This window comes from Streptomyces sp. NPDC058221, from assembly GCF_042882365.1.
Taxonomy (GTDB): domain Bacteria; phylum Actinomycetota; class Actinomycetes; order Streptomycetales; family Streptomycetaceae; genus Streptomyces.
The window spans coordinates 10,801-31,454 of sequence record NZ_JBHVWF010000100.1 but is presented as its reverse complement, the minus strand read 5'-3'; the positions used below and the strand labels follow the sequence as shown (position 1 = coordinate 31,454).

Genomic DNA, 20,654 nt, shown 5'->3' with positions numbered 1-20,654 from the left:
GCCGATGTCCTCTTTGCGATGCTCCGCGACGGCACCTTCTACGAGCCCCAACCCGCCCGATCAGCTTGACCAAACCCATAGGGGCACCCCCCCGCACAGTCGTGCGAGGGGCTGCAGGGCGGGCCACAGGGCCCCGGTCAGGGCCGACGGGCCGAGGTCACCCGGTAGACGTCGTAGACGCCCTCCACGCCGCGTACAGCCTTCAGGACGTGGCCCAGGTGCTTCGGGTCGCCCATCTCGAAGGTGAAGCGCGAGGTGGCCACCCGGTCGCGCGAGGTCTGCACCGCCGCGGACAGGATGTTGACGTGCTGGTCGGACAGGATCCGCGTGACGTCCGAGAGGAGCCTGGACCGGTCGAGCGCCTCGACCTGGATGGCGACGAGGAAGACCGAGGACTGGGTGGGAGCCCATTCGACCTCGAGGATCCGCTCCGGCTGCTGCGAGAGCGAGTCGACGTTGACGCAGTCCGCGCGGTGGACGGAGACCCCGCTCCCCCGGGTCACGAATCCGATGATCGGGTCACCGGGAACGGGCGTACAACAGCGGGCCAGCTTGACCCAGACGTCCTCGACGCCCTTGACGACCACACCGGGGTCCGCCTTGGCCCGGCGCTTGTTGCGGCCGTGCGACGGCGGGGAGCTCTCGGCCAGGTCCTCGTTGGCCGCGTCCTCGCCGCCGAGCGCCTGCACCAGCTTCTGCACGACACCGGCCGCCGCCACATGTCCCTCGCCGATCGCGGCGTACAGGGACGAGATGTCGGGATAGCGCATCTCGTGCGCGAGGGTGACCAGTGAGTCACCGGTCAGGATCCGCTGAATCGGCAGGTTCTGCTTGCGCATGGCCCGCGCGATGGCGTCCTTGCCCTGCTCGATCGCCTCGTCCCGGCGCTCCTTGGAGAACCAGGCGCGGATCTTGTTGCGTGCCCGCGGTGACTTGACGAAGCCGAGCCAGTCGCGGGACGGCCCCGCACCGGCCGCCTTGGAGGTGAAGACCTCCACCAGGTCGCCGTTGTCGAGAGTGGATTCGAGCGGTACCAGCCGCCCGTTGACCCGTGCCCCTATGGTCCGGTGGCCGACCTCCGTATGGACGGCGTACGCGAAGTCGACCGGTGTCGCCCCCGCGGGGAGCGCTATGACGTCGCCCTTCGGTGTGAAGACGAAGACCTCGTTGCGCGAGAGGTCGAAACGCAGGGACTCCAGGAACTCGCTGGGGTCCTCCGTCTCCTTCTGCCAGTCCAGGAGCTGGCGCAGCCACGCCATGTCGTTGACCGTGTCCTGGCCGCGGCCGGTGTTCTTGGGGACGTCGGTGCGCACCTTGGAGGCGCCCGCGACGGCCTCCTGCTTGTACTTCCAGTGCGCGGCGATGCCGTACTCGGCGCGGCGGTGCATGTCGAACGTACGGATCTGCAGCTCGACGGGCTTGCCGCTGGGACCGATCACCGTGGTGTGCAGCGACTGGTACATGTTGAACTTGGGCATCGCGATGTAGTCCTTGAACCGGCCGGGGACCGGATTCCATCGCGCATGGACGGTGCCGAGCGCCGCGTAGCAGTCGCGGACCGTGTCGACGAGCACCCGGATGCCCACCAGGTCGTAGATCTCGGCGAAGTCCCGGCCGCGGACGATCATCTTCTGGTAGACGCTGTAGTAGTGCTTCGGCCGGCCGGTGACGGTGGCCTTGATACGGGCGGCGCGCAGGTCGGACTGGACCTCGTCGGTCACTATGGCGAGGTATTCGTCGCGCTTGGGGGCCCGCTCGGCGACGAGGCGGACGATCTCGTCGTACATCTTCGGGTAGAGGATCGCGAAGGCGAGGTCCTCCAGCTCCCACTTGATGGTGTTCATGCCCAGGCGGTGGGCCAGCGGGGCGTAGATCTCCAGCGTCTCGCGGGCCTTCTTCTCCTGCTTCTCCCGCTTGAGGTACCGCATGGTGCGCATATTGTGCAGCCGGTCGGCGAGCTTGATGACCAGCACCCTGGGGTCCTTGGCCATCGCGACGACCATCTTGCGCACGGTCTCCGCCTGCGCGGCCTCCCCGAACTTGACCTTGTCCAGCTTGGTGACGCCGTCGACCAGCAGAGCGACCTGGTCGCCGAAGTCGCGGCGCAGGGTGTCCAGGCCGTACTCGGTGTCCTCGACCGTGTCGTGCAGCAGCCCCGCCATCAGAGTGGCCGGATCCATCCCCAGCTCGGCCAGGATCGTGGTCACGGCGAGCGGGTGGGTGATGTACGGGTCGCCGCTCTTGCGCTTCTGACCGCGGTGCCAGCGCTCGGCGACCTGGTAGGCGCGCTCGATCTGGCGCAGCGTGGAGGTCTCGATCTTGGCATCGTTGCTCCGCACGGTGCGCAGCAGCGGTTCCAGCACCGGGTTGTACGGGCTGGAGCGCTGGACGCCGAGTCGCGCCAGCCTCGCCCGGACACGGTTGGATGAGCCGCCGCCGGTGCGGGCGGCCGGGCCCGCGGGCGCGGCCGTCGCGGGCTTCGCGGGGGGCTTGGGTGCCGTCGGGGGCGGCGAGGCGGGCGCGGTCGGCTGAGCGGGGGATGCGGGCGCGGGCCCGTTCGCCTCCGCCGGGGCGGGGCCCGAGCCGGGCTCCGGTGCCGGGGGCTTCGGCTTCTCCGCGGGCTGCTGCTTCGCGGGCGTGGCTGGGGCCGCCGCGGGCTTGTCGGGCTGCGGGGCGGCGACTGGCTGGGCCTCGTCTGGCAAGAGCGCTCCTCGTGCGGATCCGGACACCCGGAAAGGCCATCGTAACGACCCTGCGGCCGCTCCTCCCCCGGGGACCGTGAGAGCCCTCACAACACGAAGGGGGCACCCGGTTGTTCCCGGGTGCCCCTTCGGTGCGAGGGCTGCGGCTGCGTTCGGCCCGACAAGCTCGCTCAGTCCATGATCAGCCCGGGGCCGGACGCCCGCCTACAGGCGCCGTGAAACGCGGAATCGGCCGCCTTTCAGTTCCAGCGAAGCAGCGCGCCGCCCTTGATCTGCATTTCCTTCTTGGCTGCGACGTTCCCCCACGGCGCCTTGACCGATCCGGTCTTCCCGCAGCCCGCGTTGTACCAGGTCTTCTTCCCCTTGGCGTTGAAGCCCTTGACCTTCACACAGACGCTGCCGCCCTTGAAGACCTTCCAGCCGTAGGCCATCTTCATGCCCTTGGCGCCGAAGTGGGCACAGCCGTCGTTGACGGTCGTCCACTTCCCCGGGACTCCCCCTGCGTTCTTCCAGCCCGAGCAGATGCCCGTCGCACTGACACCGGCCGGAGCAGCGGCGACGGTCGCCTCGGCGGGGGTCGCTCCGGCAGGCGCCGCCCCCATGGCGATGGCCGCGAAGGAGAGCGCGGATACCGCTCCCAGAGCAAACGTGCGTGAGATTGAGACTGTCATCGGATTCCTTCTGTCGGGATGCCTGGTCAGTGGCACCACCAAGATCCAATCAGACAGCAGTTCGCTTGCCCCTCCGTTTGGGCGCATGGCACGGAAATCGGCCGAAAAGCGGTTCTGCGCCCGCGCCGGCACGCCAAGAGGGCACCCGGATCGCCTTCCGAGTGCCCTCTTCGGTATACGTGGTGCGTGTGCCGGCCACGGACCGACAGCAGGTCAGACGGTGATCAGAGCCTCCAGCGGAGCGCCCTGCAGGCTCTCCTCCAGGCGGGCCCGGCCGGACAGAAAGCCCAGCTCCATGAGGACCGAGACGCCGGCGACCCGGGCTCCGGCCCGCCGGATCAGTTCCAGCGAGGCACCGGCGGTCCCGCCGGTGGCCAGGACGTCGTCGATGACCATGATCCGGTCGTCGGCTGACAGGTCCTCTGCGTGGATCTCGATCTCGGCGGTGCCGTACTCCAGCTCGTACGTCTGGCCGAGCGTGGCGCCCGGCAGCTTCCCGGCCTTGCGGACGGGGACGAAGCCGAGCCCGGCGCGGACCGCGACCGGTGCGGCCAGGATGAAGCCGCGGGCCTCCAGACCGACGATCTTCGTGGCGCCGTGCCGTACGCACAGCTCCGCGAGCGCGTCGGTCAGGGCGGTGAAGGCCACCGGGTCCGCGAGCAGCGGGGTGATGTCCTTGAACATCACGCCCGGCTTCGGGTAGTCCGCCACGTCACGGATCCGGCTGAGCAGGAGGTCCCTCGTGCTCGCGGTGGTGCTGCTGGTCATCGGCGCTTCCCCGGGGTCCGGCCGTGGCCCCTGGGGGGCTGCTGGCGCTGGCCGACGACCGCCCCGGCCGGGGCTGCGTCCTGGGTCCGGGGGGTGCGCTCGTCCTCCTGCTCGGCCTCGTTGAGCTCGCCCTTGGCGGCGGCCGCCGCGCGCTTGGCGAGGACCCGCTTCTTCAGCGCCTTCATCTGCGGGTCGCGTTCCTTGAGGTCGGCGACGAGCGGAGTGGCGATGAAGATCGAGGAGTACGCACCGGCGGCGAGGCCGACGAAGAGCGCCAGCGAGATGTCGTTCAGCACGCCCGCGCCGAGAACACCGCCACCGATGAACAGCAGCCCGGCGACCGGCAGCAGGGCGACGACCGTGGTGTTGATCGAGCGGACCAGCGTGCCGTTGATGGAGCGGTTGGCGATCTCGCTGTACGTCCACCGGGTCTGCTTGGTGATCCCCTTCGTGCCCTCCTTGAGGCTGTCGAAGACGACGACTGTGTCGTAGAGGGAGTAACCGAGGATCGTCAGCAGACCGATCACGGTGCCCGGAGTGACCTCGAAGCCGACCAGGGCGTAGATGCCGACCGTGATGGTGATGTCGTGAATCAGCGCGACCAGGGCCGCGATCGCCATCCGCCACTCGAACGCGATGGCCAGGTAGATCACCACGAGGACCATGAAGATGCCGAGGCCGGTCCAGGCCTTGTTGGCGATCTGCTCACCCCAGCTGGGGCCGACCAGGTCGGCGGCGATCTTCTCCGCCGGAACGTCGAGGTCCTTGGAGAGCTGGTTCTTGATCTGGTCCGACTTCGCGGTGTCGACCTCGGTGATCTGGATACGCAGACCGCCGTTGCCCAGCTTCTGGACGATGGCCTGGTGCCCGGAGGCCTCCGTCGCGACCTCTTCCGCACGGGAGACCGAGACGCTCGTCTTCGGTGCGGTGAAGACGGCGCCGCCCTTGAACTCGATGCCCATGTTCAGGCCGCTGACCGCCAGGCCGACAATGGCCGTGATGGTGATCAGGATCGAGATGCCGTACCAGATCTTGCGCTTGCCGATGAAGTCGTAGCCGACCTCGCCGCGGTAGAGACGGGCGCCGATGTTGCCGAGTCGCGACATCTCACGCCTCCTTCGGGTCGGTGGGGGCGTTGACACGGCGCGAACGACGCAGCGGCGGCTTGGCGCCGAGCCGCTTCGGATCCAGTCCGGACCACGGGTGACCACTCGCGAAGAACTTCTTGCGGGCCATGAGCGTCATGACGGGCTTCGTGAAGAGGAACACCACGACCACGTCGAGCAGGGTGGTGAGACCCAGCGTGAACGCGAAGCCCTGGACCTTGCCGACCGTGACGACGAACAGCACCGCGGCGGCCAGGAACGACACGAAGTCGGAGACGAGGATGGTGCGCCGGGCCCGCGGCCAGGCGCGCTCGACGGCCGGGCGCAGCGTGCGGCCCTCCCGGATCTCGTCCCGGATGCGTTCGAAGTACACGATGAACGAGTCCGCTGTGATACCGATCGCGACGATGGCACCACAGACAGCGGGCAGGTTCAGCGCGAATCCGATGGCCGGGCCCAGGAGCGACATGAGCGTGTAGGTCAGGATGCCCGAGACCAGAAGGCTGAGGAGCGCGATGAGCGCCAGTCCGCGGTAGTAGGCCACCAGGTAGATGACCACGAGGGCCAGGCCGATGGCACCGGCGATCAGGCCGGCCTTCAGCTGCTCGCCGCCGAGGGCGGCGGTGACGGTGGTGACGCTCTGCTCCTGGAAGGAGAGCGGGAGCGCACCGTAGGACAGCACGTTGGCCAGGTCCTCGGCGGACTGCTGGGTGAAGCTGCCGGAGATCTCGGCGCTGGCGCTCAGCGCCGCCTGCACCGAGGGAGCCGAGACGACTTCGCCATCGAGCGCGATGGCGAACTGGTTCTGCGGCGACTGCTGAGCGGCGAGCTTGCTGGTCGTCTTCTGGAACTTCTTGGCGCCACCGCCGGTGAACTCCATCTGGACGATCCACTGACCGGTCTGCTGGTTGATCGCCGCCTTGGCACTGTCCACGTCGGTGCCGGACACCTCGGCCGGGCCGAGCACGTACTTGGCGGTGCCGTCCTGTTCACACGCGACCACCGTGTCGGAGGGCTTGGCTCCCTTGGACGCCTTGGAACGGGAGGCCTTGGTGGAGCAGTCGAGCGCCTCGAACTGCTTCTGCAGCTTGGCGGCGGCCGCCTGGTCCTCGGCGGAGGCCGTCGGGCTGCCGCTCGCCTTGGGCGTCGGAGAGGAGTCGGCCTTCAGGGCGCCGGTGACCGCGCGGCCCTGGGTGGTGGCACTCGCGCTCGGCTTCGTCGACGAGCTGGACGCCTTGTCGGAGGCGGAGGCGCTCGGCTTCGTGGACGGGCTGGCCTTGTCCGAGGACGAGGCGCTGGGCGCCGGGGTGGGCGTCCCCTGGGCGGCGGTCAGCACAGGCCGGAAGTAGAGCTTGGCCGTCGTACCGACCTGCTTCCGGGCCTGGGCGGAGTTCGTGCCCTTGGGGATGTTGACGATGATGTTGCGCTCGCCCTGGGTCTGGACTTCGGCTTCGGAGACACCAAGACCGTTGACGCGGCGTTCCATGATCTGGACCGCGGTGTCCATGTTGGTCTTGTTGACCGCCTTTTCCTGGCCCGGCTCGGCCTTCGCCTCGAGCGTGATGGACGTACCGCCCGCGAGGTCGATGCCGAGTCGCGGCGTCGGCTGGTGGGCCAGGAACATCCCGCCGGTGAGCGCGACCATGGCGATCAGGATCAGAGCCAGGGCACGCCCCGGCCTGCCCTGACCGCCGGCCGGCCCTCGGCCCTTCTTCGGTGCTGCCACCTTTTCGTTTCTCCCTGTCCAACCGCCCCGCGCCGGGTACGCGCCCAAGCGGCCACGAAGTGTAGTGGGGACCCGCCCCCGCAGAAGACCGCACGGTCCGGGGATCGCCGGATGCCAGTGGGCTCACGGCATCCCCGGGTCGTGAGCTACTTCGCGTCGGCCTCGCCGTCGGACTTGCCGTCGGACTTCTTGTCGGCCTGGCTCTCGGCCGGCTCGGCGTCGTCCGCCTCGGCCTTCTTGCCCAGGTCGATCTTCGCTTCGGCGTCGTCGTCAGCGTCGGCGTCTTCGTGTGCGTCGTCGAGCTCGGTCAGCGAGGAGGCGTCGTCGGGCACGACCGCGCCGTCGACGTCGAGCTCTTCCTCGTCGTCGCCGTGGACGATGCGGTTGTACTCCGCGTCGTCGAGGACGGCACCGATGGAGTTCTTGGCGTAGACGGCGTGGACGCCGGGAGCGATCTCAAGGAGGACCGAGTCGTCGTGAAGCTCCTTGACGGTGGCGTACATGCCCCCGATCGTCCGGACGCCGGTACCGGGCTGCATTTCATTGCGCATGTTCGCAGCCGCCGCCTGCTTCTTCTTGGCGGACCGCGTCATCAGGAACATGGCCCCGATGAGCACGATGAAGGGGAGGAGAGTCACGGGATTCACGGGACGAGTTTCCTTCGCACGACCGCACTGGAAAGCGGCCTGGTCTACGGGGGTGGGTACACCGACCTTTAAGGGCGGCATCGGCGGAGTCTAAGCGAGTCCGCATCGATGGAACAACGCCCAGCATGGCACCCGGGTTCCTCTGCAGGCCAACCTGTGATGCATCACGCCCCGAACAGGCCCTGTTGTCCCTTTCCGCCGTGCTGCGGCGGAACCAGCCCGAGGTGGGCCCAGGCGGCCGGGGTGGCGACCCGCCCCCGCGGCGTCCTGGCCAGCAGTCCCTCGCGCACCAGGAAGGGCTCGGCGACCTCCTCGACCGTCTCGCGCTCCTCCCCCACGGCGACCGCGAGCGTGGAGAGGCCGACCGGACCGCCGCCGAAAAGTTTCATCAGGGCCCCGAGCACGGCCCGGTCCAGCCGGTCGAGGCCGCGGGCGTCGACTTCGTACACCTTCAGGGCCGCCGCTGCGATGTCCCGGTCGATCCTGCCCTCGGCCTTGACCTGGGCGTAGTCCCGGACGCGGCGCAGCAGCCGGTTGGCGATCCGGGGCGTGCCGCGGGAGCGCCCAGCGATCTCCGCTGCGCCCTCGACATCGATCTCGACGTCGAGGAGGCCGGCCGAGCGGTGAATCACCCTTTCCAGTTCGACCGGGGCGTAGAACTCCATGTGCCCGGTGAATCCGAAGCGGTCGCGCAGCGGGGGCGGCAGGAGCCCGGCCCTGGTGGTGGCGCCGACCAGGGTGAAGGGCGGCAGTTCCAGCGGGATGGCGGTGGCCCCCGGCCCCTTGCCGACGATCACGTCGACCCGGAAGTCCTCCATCGCCATGTAGAGCATCTCCTCGGCGGGCCGGGACATGCGGTGGATCTCGTCGAGGAAGAGGACCTCGCCCTCCTGGAGCGAGGACAGGATCGCCGCCAGGTCGCCCGCGTGCTGGATGGCGGGTCCCGAGGTGATCCGGATCGGCGCGTTCATCTCGGCGGCGATGATCATGGAGAGGGTGGTCTTGCCCAGGCCGGGGGCGCCGGAGAGCAGCACGTGGTCGGCGGTGGCGCCACGGGCGCGGGCCGCCTTGAGGACCAGGTCGAGCTGTTCGCGCACCGTCTCCTGGCCGACGAACTCGTCGAGGTCCTTGGGCCGCAGGGCCGCCTCGACGGCGGTGTCCTCCCCGTCCGCGCCGCCGTCGACCAGCCGCTCGTCGACCAGCTCGTCGGTGTCGGGTCCGGTCTCGTCCCAGTTCATCTCGTCAGTCCCGCCTCGGGTGTTTCGGTGCCGGGCCGCGCGGTGCCCGGCCGGGGGTGGAGAAGGGCGCCCTGCCGGGGCGCTCAGCGCGCGCGGTTGAGGCTCTGCAGGGCGGCGCGCAGCAGCTGCGGGACGGGCGGCTGCGTACCCTCCGCGAGGGCCGCCTCGGCCTGCGGGGCCACGGCGGACACCGCCTCGTCGGCCTCGCGCGTCGCGTATCCGAGGCCGATCAGGGCGGCCTGCAGCTGGTCGCGCCAGGAGGAGGTGACCGCGGTCCCGATGCCCTGCTGAGCGATGTGTGCGCCGAGCGGCTCGCCGAGTCTGTCCTTGAGTTCGAGCAGGAGCTTCTGCGCACCCTTCTTGCCGATGCCGGACACCGCGGTGAGTGCCTTCTCGTCGCCGGTGGCGACGGCGATGCGCAGGGCGTCCGGGCTGTGCGTGGCGAGCATCGCCTGGGCGAGCCGGGGGCCGACCCCGCTGGCGGTCTGGAGCAGTTCGAAGGTCTGCCGCTCGTCGTCGTCGGCGAAGCCGTAGAGGGTGAGCGAGTCCTCCCGTACGACGAGGGAGGTGGCGAGCTTGGCCTCCTTGCCGATGCGGAGACCGGCGAGGGTGTTCGGGGCGCACTGGACGGCCATGCCGATGCCGCCGACCTCGATCACGGCCGTGGTCGGGGCGAGAGCGGCCACGGGGCCGCTGACGAAGGCGATCATCGGGGGACCTTCCGGACGGGGACTGCTGCGGTGCGCGGGACGCGCGGGGTACGGGCGGCGGCCGCGGCCGCGTGTGCCTGCTGGAGGCGGTTGACCGCCGGGGCGCGCCAGATGTGGCAGATCGCCAGGGCCAGCGCGTCGGCGGCGTCGGCCGGTTTCGGCGGGGCGTCCAGCCGCAGGAGCCGGGTGACCATGGCCCCGACCTGTGCCTTGTCCGCACGGCCGCTGCCGGTGACGGCGGCCTTGACCTCGCTGGGCGTGTGCAGGGCCACCGGGATGCCGCGGCGGGACGCGCAGAGCATCGCGACCGCGCTGGCCTGGGCGGTGCCCATCACCGTACGGACGTTGTGCTGGCTGAACACCCGCTCCACTGCGACGAATTCGGGGCGGTACTCGTCGAGCCACTCCTCGATGCCGCGCTCGATGGCCACCAGCCGGTGGCCGAGCTCCGCGTCGGCCGGTGTGCGCACGACTCCGACACCGATCATCGTCAGGGGCCGGCCCGCGACGCCATCGACGACTCCGACGCCGCACCGGGTCAGCCCGGGGTCCACACCGAGTACCCGCATGGGTCGCCCCCTCCCTGCCGTTCGGTCAACTGTTCCCGCAGGCTATCGGCTCGCACTGACAATGCGACGGGCCGACGGGGTGTGTCCCCGTCGGCCCGTCCACGGAAGCTGCGCAGGGCGCGACTCAGGCGTCGACCTTCTCCATGACCTCGTCGGAGACGTCGAAGTTGGCGAAGACGTTCTGCACGTCGTCGCTGTCCTCCAGCGCGTCGATGAGCTTGAAGATCTTGCGCGCGCCCTCCTCGTCGAGGTCGACCTGCATGGTGGGCAGGAAGTTGGCCTCGGCCGAGTCGTAGTCGATGCCGGCCTCCTGGAGCGCGCTGCGGACCGCGACCATGTCGGTGGCCTCGCTGACGACCTCATAGGTGTCGCCGAGGTCGTTGACCTCTTCGGCGCCTGCGTCGAGGACGGCACCCAGCACATCGTCCTCGGACAGCTCGCCCTTGGGGACGATCACGACGCCCTTGCGGTTGAACAGGTACGAGACGGAACCCGGGTCGGCCATCGAGCCGCCGTTGCGCGTCATGGCGACACGTACGTCGGACGCGGCACGGTTGCGGTTGTCGGTGAGGCACTCGATGAGCACCGCGACACCGTTCGGGCCGTAACCCTCGTACATGATCGTCTGATAGTCGACGCCGCCCGCTTCGAGACCGCCACCGCGCTTGACCGCGGAGTCGATGTTCTTGTTCGGGACCGAGCTCTTCTTCGCCTTCTGGATCGCGTCCACAAGGGTCGGGTTGCCCTCGGGGTCCACACCGCCGGTGCGGGCCGCGACCTCGATGTTCTTGATCAGCTTCGCGAAGAGCTTGCCGCGCTTGGCGTCAATCACGGCCTTCTTGTGCTTCGTCGTAGCCCATTTAGAGTGGCCGGACATCTGCCTTCTCCTTCGCGTCACCAAATTCCGTACGAACCCGAGAGATCCTACCGGGATCGAGTCAGCCCGCTGCGCGCACCATGTCGACGAAGTACGCGTGGAGCCGGTGGTCCCCGGTCAGTTCGGGGTGGAATGACGTGGCAAGGGCGTTTCCCTGCCGTACCGCCACGATATGGCCGCCGTACTCGGCTATGACCTGGGCGCGGGCACCCACGGATTCGACCCAGGGGGCGCGGATGAAGACGCCCTCGACCGGGCCGCCGTCGATTCCGTCGACGTCGACGGCCGCCTCGAACGACTCGTTCTGCCGCCCGAAAGCGTTACGGCGCACGATCATGTCGATGCCGCCGATGGTCTCCTGACCCGAGCGGGGGTCGAGGATCTTGTCGGCGAGCAGGATCATTCCGGCGCAGGTGCCGTAGACCGGCAGCCCGGCGCCCACCCGTTCGCGCAGCGGTTCCAGCATGCCGAAGAGCCCGGCGAGCTTGGACATCGTGGTGGACTCGCCGCCGGGGACGACCAGGCCGTCGATCTCGGCAAGCTCCTCGGGCCGCCGGACCGGCCTGGCCAGGGCGTCAGCGGTGGCCAGGGCGGTCAGGTGTTCCCGTACGTCGCCCTGGAGAGCCAGGACTCCGATCACAGGGGTGTCGCTCATCAGTGACTACCAGCCACGGTTCGCGTAGCGCTCGGTCTCGGGCAGGGTGTCGCAGTTGATGCCGACCATGGCCTCGCCCAGGTTGCGGGAGGCGTCCGCGATGATCTTCGGGTCGTCGTAGAAGGTGGTGGCCTTCACGATGGCGGCGGCGCGCCTGGCCGGGTCGCCCGACTTGAAGATGCCGGAGCCGACGAAGACGCCCTCGGCGCCGAGCTGGCGCATCAGCGCGGCGTCGGCGGGGGTGGCGACGCCGCCCGCGGAGAAGAGGACGACGGGCAGCTTGCCGAGCTCGGCGACCTCCTTGACCAGCTCGTACGGGGCGCGGAGGTCCTTGGCGGCGGCGTACAGCTCATTGTTGTCGTAGCCGCGCAGCCGGGCGATCTCGTTCTTGATCTGGCGCAGGTGGCGGACGGCCTCGACGACGTTGCCGGTACCGGCCTCGCCCTTCGAGCGGATCATGGCCGCGCCCTCGGCGATGCGGCGCAGGGCCTCGCCCAGGTTGGTGGCGCCGCAGACGAACGGGGTGGTGAAGGCGAACTTGTCGCTGTGGTTGACCTCGTCGGCCGGGGTCAGCACTTCGGACTCGTCGATGTAGTCCACGCCCAGGGACTGCAGGACCTGTGCCTCGACGAAGTGTCCGATGCGGGACTTCGCCATGACCGGGATGGAGACTGACTCGATGATCTCCTCGATCATGTTCGGGTCGGACATCCGGGCCACGCCGCCGTCCTTGCGGATGTCGGCCGGCACCCGCTCCAGCGCCATGACGGCCACGGCGCCCGCGTCCTCGGCGATCTTCGCCTGCTCGGCGTTGACGACGTCCATGATCACGCCGCCCTTGAGCTGCTCGGCCATGCCGCGCTTGACGCGCGCGGTGCCGGTCGCCGGGGATTCAGCGGACTGCGGGGTGCTGGGAAGCGTGGACACGGATCGACCTCACTGGGAGAAAAGACGCTGAGCGTGCAGGGGCTTGGTGCACTGCTGAGCAAACGCTCCGGCACCGGTCCACAGCAAGGGCCAATAGGGGGCCGGTGGATCGTTTTGGCCGGGCCTCCGGGCGGGGGCGGGGGCCGTGTCCGGTGCGCACGGGCCGCCGGCGGGGCACATGAGGCAGGCCACGGACCGGCGGTCTCCCCCCGGCGCGGGCGTCAGCTGACGGGGCGTGCGGCGAGTGCGACCGGCGGCTCGTCGTCCATCTCGAAGGCGAGCGGGAACGGAGCGTGTCCGGCCAGCCGGAACCAGCGCACCGTCCGGTGGCGGCGCAGCGCACGGGCTGCCCGCACCGCGTCGTTGTGGAACCGGCGCGCCATCGGGACCCGGCGGACGGCGGCGGCCAGTTCGGACGCGGCCTCCTCGCCGCCCGGGATCTCCTGCACCGCCGCCACCTGGGCCGGCTCGCCGAACACCGCACGCAGCGCGGTGCTCAGCTCGCTCTCGGCGACCTCACGGTGCTCCTCCTCCGACTGACGGGCGGCGTGCGCGGCCTCGTACAGGACGATGGAGGCGGCCGGGTCGAGGACACCGGACGTGGCGAGTTCCTGGGTGACCGAGGCCCGGCGCAGCAGTTGCGCGTCGAGAGCGGCCCGGGCCGCGTCGATGCGGGTGTGCAGCCGGTCGAGACGGCCGGCGGTCCAGCTGAGGTAGAGGCCGATCGCGACGAGGACGACGGCGGTCCAGATGAGGGTTTCGGTCACGGCCGAAGGCTACCGGTGACCGGGCGCCGTCCGGTCCCCTCGGCCGGCGTGGGGGCCCTCCCGGGAGCCGGAACGGCTCAGTCCCGCGCCAGCCCGAACCGGGCCCGCAGCCCCGTGCGTTCGTCCGCCGCCACCGATGCCGCCCCGTCCGCCACCGTCTCGTACACGGCGAGGATGTCCGCCCCGACGGTCGACCAGTCGAAGCGCCGCACATGGGCGCTGCCGCGCTCCCGCAGCTCCGCGCGCCGCTCCGGGTCGCCCAGCAGCCGGATCGCCGCGGCCGCCAGCGCGTCCGCGTCCTCGTTGGCGAACAGCTCGCCCGCCGCGCCCAGGTCGAGCACCTGGGCGAAGGCGTCCAGATCGCTGGCCAGGACCGGCGCGCCCGCCGACATGGCCTCCACCAGAATGATGCCGAAGCTCTCGCCGCCGGTGTTGGGCGCGACGTACACATCGACGCTCCGCAGCAGCCGTGCCTTGTCCTCGTCGCTCACCATGCCGAGGAACTCCACGCGCGCACGCATCTCCTTCGGTAGCGAGGCGACGGCCTCCTCCTCGTCGCCCCGGCCGGCCACCAGCAGCCTGGTGTCCGGACGTGCGGCCAGGATCGCGGGGAGTGCCCGCATCAGGACGGGCAGGCCCTTGCGGGGCTCGTCGATGCGCCCGATGAAACCGATCGTGCTCCCCTGCCACTGGGGCCGGGGCTCGGCGGACGCGAAGAAGTCGACGTCGACGCCGTTCGGGATGACCACCGCGTCGCCGCCCAGATGCTCGACCAGCGTCCGGCGTGCGTACTCGCTCACCGCGATGCGCGCGCTGATCTTCTCCAGCGCCGGCTGGAGGATCGGGTACGCGGCGATCATCGCCCGGGAGCGCGGATTGGAGGTGTGGAACGTGGCGACGATCGGACCCTGCGCGGCCCAGCAGGTCAGCAGCCCGAGCGACGGCGAGGTCGGCTCATGGATGTGGATCACGTCGAACGTGCCGGCCTGCAGCCAGCGCCGCACCCGGGCCGCGGACAGGAAACCGAAGTTCAGCCGGGCGACGGACCCGTTGTACGGGACGGGCACGGCCCGGCCCGCGGACACCACGTACGGCGGGAGCGGGGTCTCGTCGTCGGCCGGGGCCAGCACGGACACCTGGTGGCCGAGCCGGATCAGATGCTCGGCGAGATCGCGGATGTGGAACTGCACGCCGCCCGGTACGTCCCAGGAGTACGGGCAGACAATGCCGATCTTCACTGCTGGTCTCCGCGGGGTTCGAGGTCGGCGAGCCAGAGCCGTTGCAGCATGTGCCAGTCCTCCGGGTGCTCGGCGATGCCCAGGGCGAAGGCGTCGGCCAGGGCCTGTGTCATCGAGGACGTCTTTTCCGCACGGTCACCTGAGCCGGGCACCTCGACGGGCGGATGGATCCGCGCCTTCATCACCGGCGTGTCGTCGTAGTGGAGGGTGACGGGCAGCAGCAGCGCCCCGGTCTGCTGGGCCAGCAGCGCGGGACCCGCCGGCATCCGGGCCGTGTCGCCGAAGAACGTCACCTCGACGCCGGAGGCCGACAGATCACGGTCGGCGACCAGACAGACCAGGCCGCCCGCCCGCAGTCGCTGTGCCAGCGTCCCGAACGCGGTCCCGCCGTTGTGCGCCAGGACCTCCATGCCCAGCCCCTCGCGGTACGCGACGAACCGGTCGTACAGCGTCTCCGGCTTCAGCCGCTCGGCGACCGTGGTGAACGGGACCTTCAGATCCGTGGTGACCCACGCCCCCGCAAGGTCCCAGTTCCCCAGGTGCGGCAGGGCGAGGACGACGCCGCGGCCCGCATCCAGCCCTTCGGTCAGCCGGTGTGCGTCCGTCACGTCGATGGAGGCCTTGATCCGTCCGGCGTCCCAGGTGGGCAGCCGGAACGACTCCATCCAGTACCGCATGTAGGAGCGCATCCCGGCCTTGGAGAGCTCGGCGAGCCGTGCCGGGCCCGCTTCCGGCAGGACCCGGGCCAGATTCGACTCCAGCCGCAGCACGCTCTTGCCACGCCGCTTCCACACCTGGTCGGCGATGGTGCGGAAGAGCGCCCGCGCGGCCGGCTCGGGAAGCTTCTTGACCGCGGCCCAGCCGAGACCGTACAGCCCGTCGCTCAGCCGTTCCTTGGGGCCGGGCTTCGCGTCCCCGGGTGCCGGGCTCACTGAGCGGCCTCGCTCCCCCGGTCCGCCGCGGCCGAAGCGGCAGCGGCGGCATCGGCCTCCGCCGACTCGCGGCGCACCGTCACGACCCGCTGCACCAGCGTCACCAGGCTGCCCGCGGCGACGATCCACAGCGCGATCGGCAGCAGGATCTGGATCCCCGGCACACCGAACGTGTGCAGGCCGGCGAGCCCGGCGGCCACGAGCGAGATCACCAGGCGTTCGGCACGCTCGACGAGCCCGTTGACCGCGACCGGCAGACCGATCGACTCACCGCGCGCCTTGGTGTACGAGACCACCTGACCGCTCGCGAGACAGAAGATCGCGACGGCGCACAGGACGTTGTCGTCGCCGCTGCCCGCGTACCAGAGGGCGAAGCCGGCGAAGATCGCCCCGTCGGCCACCCGGTCGAGCGTCGAGTCGAGGAACGCGCCCCACCGGCTGGAGATACCGGCCTGTCGCGCCATGTTCCCGTCGACGAGGTCGGAGAACACGAAAATCGTGATGACGATCGTGCCCCAGAAGAACTCCCCCATCGGGAAGAAGACCAGTGCACCTGCCATCACCCCGGCCGTGCCGATCAGAGTGACCGCGTCAGGACTCACGCCGAGACGGAGCAGAAGTGCGGCGAACGGCGTGAGGACACGCGTGAAGAATGCACGCGCGTACTTGTTCAGCATGGCCTTCCCGAGGGTTCGGTGGGCCGCATGGCCCCATCGGCCACCGGCTGGCCCATCGTAGTCACGACGGCACAACTCCACCGTCCGGGCACCCCCGGATCCGGGTGGCCGGCCGCCCGGACCGTGGCGCGGCGTGCGACGTATGGACGGCACCGGGACACAGTGGAAAGCTCGGAAGTACCGCGGGCGTCGCCGAAGCCGCCGCGGCGGCTCCCCGTGCCCGTGCACCCCACTCCGCGCCGGCGGTTCTCCCGCCCCGCGCCACCATCTGGGAGGCACACACCATGGGCGACAAGGCACACGCACACACCGGGGCCGCCACAGGCGCAGCGACGGCCGGCCATCACCCCTCCTCTCTGCGGAACGTCGTACTGGTCGGCCACAGCGGATCGGGCAAGACCACGCTCGTCGAGGCCCTCGCGCAGACCGCGGGCGCGGTCAACCGGGCCGGGCGGGTCGAGGACGGAAGCACCCTCTCCGACCACGACGGGATCGAGCACCGGCAGCAGCGCTCCGTACAGCTCTCGCTGGTCCCCGTCGAATGGGGCGGGGTCCGGATCAATCTGCTGGACACCCCCGGCTATGCGGATTTCGTCGGGGAACTCAGGGCCGGTCTGCGAGCGGCGGACGCGGCCCTCTTCGTTGTCTCGGCGGCGCAGGAGGCCGACGCCGTGGCCGGTGCCACCCGCGCCGTCTGGGAGGAGTGCGCTGCCGTCGGCATGCCGCGCGCCATCGTCGTCACCCACCTCGACACCGCCCGCACCCCGTTCGACGCGATGACGCGGGTCTGCGGCGAGATCTTCGGCGGCGACGACCCCGACGCCGTGCTCCCGCTCTATCTCCCGGTACTGGGACCCGAGGGCGCCGACGGCCATGCCCCGCTGACCGGGCTCACCGGGCTGCTCACTCAACGGACCCTCGACTACTCCGGCGGGGAGCGGAAGGAGAGTCCGCCCGCCGGGGACCAGCAGGCCCTCCTGTCCGACGCCCGCGGCCGGCTCATCGAAGGGATCATCGCCGAGAGCGAGGACGAGACCCTGATGGACCGCTACCTCGAAGGCGCGGACATCGACATCAAGACACTCCTCGACGACCTGGAACGCGCCGTCGCACGCGGCACCTTCCACCCCGTCCTCACCGCGGCCCCCGCCGCCGACGGTGCCCGCCAGGGCATCGGCACGGTCGAGCTCCTCGACCTGATCACCGGCGGCTTCCCGACACCGCCGGAGCGCCCCCTGCCGGCCGTCACCACCCTGCACGGCGCCCCGCTCCCCGCCCTGGGCTGCGATCCCCGGGGGCCGCTGGTCGCCGAGGTCGTCAAGACGTCCTCGGACCCGTACGTGGGCCGGCTCTCCCTGGTCCGCGTCTTCTCGGGGACCCTGCGCTCCGACGACACTGTGCACGTGTTCGGCCATGGGCTCACCGATCCCGGCCACGAGGCCCGCCCCTTCCATGAGGCCGAGATCCGCGTCGGTGCGCTCTCCTCGCCCTTCGGCAAACAGCAGCGCCCCCTCACCGAGTGCGTCGCCGGGGACCTCGCCTGCGTCGCCCGGCTCGGCACCGCCGAGACCGGCGACACCCTCTCCCACCCGGACCATCCGATGCTGATGGAACCCTGGACCATGCCGGACCCGCTGCTGCCCCTCGCCATCCAGGCACACAGCAAGGCGGACGACGACAAGCTCTCCCAGGGCCTCGCCCGGCTCGTGGCCGAGGACCCGACCATGCGCCTCGAACAGAACCAGGACACCCATCAGCTGGTCCTGTGGTGCCTCGGGGAAGCCCATCTGGACGTGGCACTGGACCGGCTGCGCGGCCGGTACGGGGTCCAGGTCGACGCGGTCCCCCACCGGGTGGCCCTGCGGGAGACGTTCGCCGGTCCGGCCGCAGGACGCGGCCGGCACGTCAAACAGTCCGGTGGGCACGGCCAGTACGCCATCTGCGAGATCGACGTCGAGCCCCTGCCACCGGGCTCCGGCATCGAATTCGTCGACAAGGTGGTCGGCGGATCGGTACCGCGCCAGTTCATCCCGTCCGTCGAGAAGGGGATCCGCACCCAGGCCGCCCGGGGCGTCGTCACCGGGCATCCGCTCGTCGATCTGAGAGTCACCCTGCGGGACGGGAAATCCCACTCCGTGGACTCCTCCGACGCCGCCTTCCAGACCGCCGGCGCGCTGGCCCTGCGCGAGGCGGCCGCGGACACCCGCATCCAGCTGCTCGAACCCGTCGCCGAGATCCGCGTCCTCGTCCCCGACGACTACGTCGGCCCGGTGATGAGCGATCTCTCGGTCCGCCGCGGCCGGGTGGTCGGCACCGAGCAGTCCGGCCCCGGCCGCACCCTCGTACGGGCCGAGGTACCGGAGCTGGAGATCGGCCGGTACGCGGTCGACCTGCGCTCCCTGGCCCATGGCACCGGCCGCTTCGACCGCTCGTACGCCCGCCACGAAGCCATGCCCGCCCAGCTCGCGGACCGCATGCGCGAACAGCAACAGAACGACACGAACGGGACGTAACAGGTCGCGTCACCCACGGTTGTCCACAGGGCAGGACACCGTATCGATCCGGACGATACGCTGTGGTCCCTGGTCAGAAAGTGTGCCGGGCACGGCAGTTGGGAAACAGCCGCAGGACCGGTTCCTTTGCGGGCGAGTGGGGGCGACAGTGGCCGACGGATTCGATTTCTCTCCCGGAGCGCAGATTCCGCTGCAGGGAGCGGCAGGTGCGGCGGTGGCGACGAACGCCCTCGCCTCTGCCGCGTACCGCGACACCCCGGTGGACGAGATCCTCAAGGCCAACAGCGAGTGGCACAAGTCCGAAGTGAAGGCCGGCCGCTCCAAGCTCTTCAAATCCGACTACTTCAAGCCCAACTTCGGCGAGGCCTACGCCCGCGCCGTCCAGGAGCGCACGCTGGGCGGCGCCCGGAAGGCCCTCATCCAGTCCTTCGGCAGCGATCCGCAGACCGTCGTCGAGCACTGCCTGTCCGCGTCCCGGCTCCGCAAGGCACGCGACACCAAGCTCACCGCCGTGACCGCCCTGTTCGGCTTCCTCTTCCTGCCCGGAATGCTGCTGTGGGTCATCACGTTCCGCCTGCGCGACGCCCTCACCAACACCAAGGACAAAGTCCTCTCCGGCCTCGGCAACGCCCTGCTGCCGATCGTCGGAATCGCCACGGTGTTCTTCCTGGTCAAACTGCCCCTCACCGGATTCCTGGGGCTCTACGTACGGGCCATGGCCATCGCCCCCGTCATCGGATGGTGGCTCGCCAAACGGATCGCCGAAAGGTCCGCCCAGGACATGCGCGCCCGCTGGGAGGGTCTCCTCTCCGGCGGCGGTGTCATCGCCAAGATCCCCGAAGCCGTCCCGAAGAATCCGAGCGAGACCGCCCGCGAGGCACTCCGGCAGGGCCTGGAGAAGCTCTCGGCCGAGCAGCAGTCCAATTCGGTCTTCTACGCCGGCCCCAAGGGCATCCTCGGCATGGGCACCCGCTGGGGCAGCTGGCAGCTCGCCGAGGACCTCGTGGCCAAGGACCCCGGCAAGGAGTTCCACCAGTTCCGCAGCTGGGATCTCATACGGGTCATCCACGACCAGCTCAAGATGCTGGAACGCGGCCCGCTGAACACCGGCGGCTTCCCGAAGCCCTCGGTCACCCACTGGATCGTGTCGCCCGTCGGTGAGAACGCCGACTCGGTCTCCCGCCCGGAGGGCGAGGACGTCGCCACCTTCCAGGTCAAGCCGCACGAGATACAGCGGATCTGCAACCACCAGCAGTTCGGCGGAGGCGACCGCCACTACCTGGGCGTCCAGTTCACGCTCTGGGACGGCCAGCTGGTCATCACCATGATGATCACCGTCACGGTGCTCTTCGAGACCCTGCGCATCGAGGTCACCGGACACGCGCTCGGCCCCGTCCACTCCCTCTTCACCAGCAAACCCGCCGCGAAGAAGAAGACGGTCAACAAGACCGTCAAGTTCTGGGAGACCCGCGACATCACGCTGGCGCTGGTCGAGCCGCGCGAGGTCGTCCGCCTCGCCCTGCGCGCCCCCTTCACCTGGTACCCGCCGCTGCTGGACTACCTCGGCGGCAAGATCGCGCTGCCGGAGCCCTTCGGACTGCGGCACGCCTGGGCCGAGAAGCCCTGGCGTCACCGCTTCATGGCCGACGACGCGATGCGGGCGGCCACGCCCGTGCTGCGCGTGGTGCACAGCGCGGCCATGAAGGTGCTCGACGAGAACGGCGTCGACACCGAACGCTTCGGCAACCGCTCGTCGATACTGAGCGGACTCGTCCAGGACCCGACCCCGCGCAAGGCCGACCTCTACGACGCGTAGAAACCCGTGTGGGGGGGCCCCGGGGCCCCCCGGGGGCCCCCCCCCGCGGGGGGGGTTTAAACAAAACCAGCCCCCCCAACAAGGTGGGGGGGGGGTTGTGGGGGGGGGGGGGGGT

Annotated in this window: 18 protein-coding genes; 2 read left to right on the top strand and 16 right to left on the bottom strand. The window is 70.1% G+C overall.

Annotated features, from left to right (window positions below):
- Window positions 1–137: 137 nt before the first annotated feature.
- From ACFVW8_RS27090 to pgsA, 16 genes are all read right to left on the bottom strand, one after another.
- Window positions 138–2,702, bottom strand: coding sequence for a RelA/SpoT family protein (locus ACFVW8_RS27090; protein ID WP_389694380.1), 2,565 nt, complete (start codon window positions 2,700–2,702; stop codon window positions 138–140).
- A 239-nt stretch (window positions 2,703–2,941) separates the two neighbouring features.
- On the bottom strand, window positions 2,942–3,373 hold the full coding sequence (locus ACFVW8_RS27085; protein WP_389694378.1) for a hypothetical protein: 432 nt from the start codon (window positions 3,371–3,373) through the stop codon (window positions 2,942–2,944).
- A 213-nt stretch (window positions 3,374–3,586) separates the two neighbouring features.
- Entirely contained in the window at window positions 3,587–4,141 is a 555-nt protein-coding gene (locus tag ACFVW8_RS27080) for an adenine phosphoribosyltransferase (RefSeq protein ID WP_389694376.1), read from the bottom strand.
- Entirely contained in the window at window positions 4,138–5,247 is a 1,110-nt protein-coding gene (gene secF, locus ACFVW8_RS27075; RefSeq protein WP_389694374.1) for a protein translocase subunit SecF, read from the bottom strand. Before secF ends, ACFVW8_RS27080 begins: the two co-directional genes overlap by 4 nt.
- A 1-nt stretch (window position 5,248) precedes the next feature.
- The gene (gene secD, locus ACFVW8_RS27070) at window positions 5,249–6,973 is read right to left on the bottom strand and encodes a protein translocase subunit SecD (RefSeq protein ID WP_389694372.1); all 1,725 of its coding nucleotides are present in this window, start codon (window positions 6,971–6,973) and stop codon (window positions 5,249–5,251) included.
- 146 nt (window positions 6,974–7,119) lie between these two features.
- Window positions 7,120–7,620: a preprotein translocase subunit YajC gene (gene yajC / locus ACFVW8_RS27065; protein WP_389694370.1), complete on the bottom strand. Its 501-nt coding sequence runs from the start codon at window positions 7,618–7,620 to the stop codon at window positions 7,120–7,122.
- 164 nt (window positions 7,621–7,784) lie between these two features.
- Window positions 7,785–8,858: a Holliday junction branch migration DNA helicase RuvB gene (ruvB, locus tag ACFVW8_RS27060; RefSeq protein ID WP_389694368.1), complete on the bottom strand. Its 1,074-nt coding sequence runs from the start codon at window positions 8,856–8,858 to the stop codon at window positions 7,785–7,787.
- Window positions 8,859–8,941: 83 nt separating this feature from the next.
- Window positions 8,942–9,568, bottom strand: coding sequence for a Holliday junction branch migration protein RuvA (ruvA, locus tag ACFVW8_RS27055; RefSeq protein WP_389694366.1), 627 nt, complete (start codon window positions 9,566–9,568; stop codon window positions 8,942–8,944).
- Window positions 9,565–10,137, bottom strand: coding sequence for a crossover junction endodeoxyribonuclease RuvC (ruvC, locus tag ACFVW8_RS27050; RefSeq protein WP_389694364.1), 573 nt, complete (start codon window positions 10,135–10,137; stop codon window positions 9,565–9,567). The genes ruvA and ruvC overlap by 4 nt, the downstream gene beginning before the upstream one ends.
- 124 nt (window positions 10,138–10,261) lie before the next feature.
- Window positions 10,262–11,014 carry a YebC/PmpR family DNA-binding transcriptional regulator gene (locus tag ACFVW8_RS27045; protein WP_389694362.1) on the bottom strand — a complete coding sequence of 251 codons (753 nt, stop codon included), beginning with the start codon at window positions 11,012–11,014 and terminating at the stop codon, window positions 10,262–10,264.
- 61 nt (window positions 11,015–11,075) lie between these two features.
- Window positions 11,076–11,669, bottom strand: coding sequence for a pyridoxal 5'-phosphate synthase glutaminase subunit PdxT (gene pdxT, locus ACFVW8_RS27040; RefSeq protein ID WP_389694360.1), 594 nt, complete (start codon window positions 11,667–11,669; stop codon window positions 11,076–11,078).
- Window positions 11,670–11,675: 6 nt separating this feature from the next.
- Entirely contained in the window at window positions 11,676–12,596 is a 921-nt protein-coding gene (gene pdxS, locus ACFVW8_RS27035) for a pyridoxal 5'-phosphate synthase lyase subunit PdxS (protein WP_389694358.1), read from the bottom strand.
- A gap of 221 nt (window positions 12,597–12,817) precedes the next feature.
- Entirely contained in the window at window positions 12,818–13,363 is a 546-nt protein-coding gene (locus tag ACFVW8_RS27030; RefSeq protein WP_389694356.1) for a hypothetical protein, read from the bottom strand.
- Window positions 13,364–13,440: 77 nt separating this feature from the next.
- Window positions 13,441–14,601 (bottom strand): glycosyltransferase family 4 protein, encoded by a 1,161-nt coding sequence (locus ACFVW8_RS27025; RefSeq protein WP_389694354.1) that lies wholly within the window; start codon window positions 14,599–14,601, stop codon window positions 13,441–13,443.
- Window positions 14,598–15,533, bottom strand: coding sequence for a phosphatidylinositol mannoside acyltransferase (locus tag ACFVW8_RS27020; RefSeq protein ID WP_389694352.1), 936 nt, complete (start codon window positions 15,531–15,533; stop codon window positions 14,598–14,600). The genes ACFVW8_RS27025 and ACFVW8_RS27020 overlap by 4 nt, the downstream gene beginning before the upstream one ends.
- Window positions 15,530–16,210, bottom strand: a complete 681-nt coding sequence (gene pgsA, locus ACFVW8_RS27015; protein WP_389694350.1) for a phosphatidylinositol phosphate synthase — start codon at window positions 16,208–16,210, stop codon at window positions 15,530–15,532. Before pgsA ends, ACFVW8_RS27020 begins: the two co-directional genes overlap by 4 nt.
- Before the next feature lie 284 nt (window positions 16,211–16,494).
- Between pgsA and ACFVW8_RS27010 the strand changes: the two genes are divergently transcribed.
- A complete protein-coding gene (locus ACFVW8_RS27010; protein ID WP_389694348.1) occupies window positions 16,495–18,723 on the top strand; it encodes an elongation factor G-like protein EF-G2 in 2,229 nt (742 codons plus the stop codon).
- Between the two features lie 136 nt (window positions 18,724–18,859).
- A complete protein-coding gene (locus tag ACFVW8_RS27005; protein WP_389694346.1) occupies window positions 18,860–20,539 on the top strand; it encodes a hypothetical protein in 1,680 nt (559 codons plus the stop codon).
- Window positions 20,540–20,654: the final 115 nt, after the last annotated feature.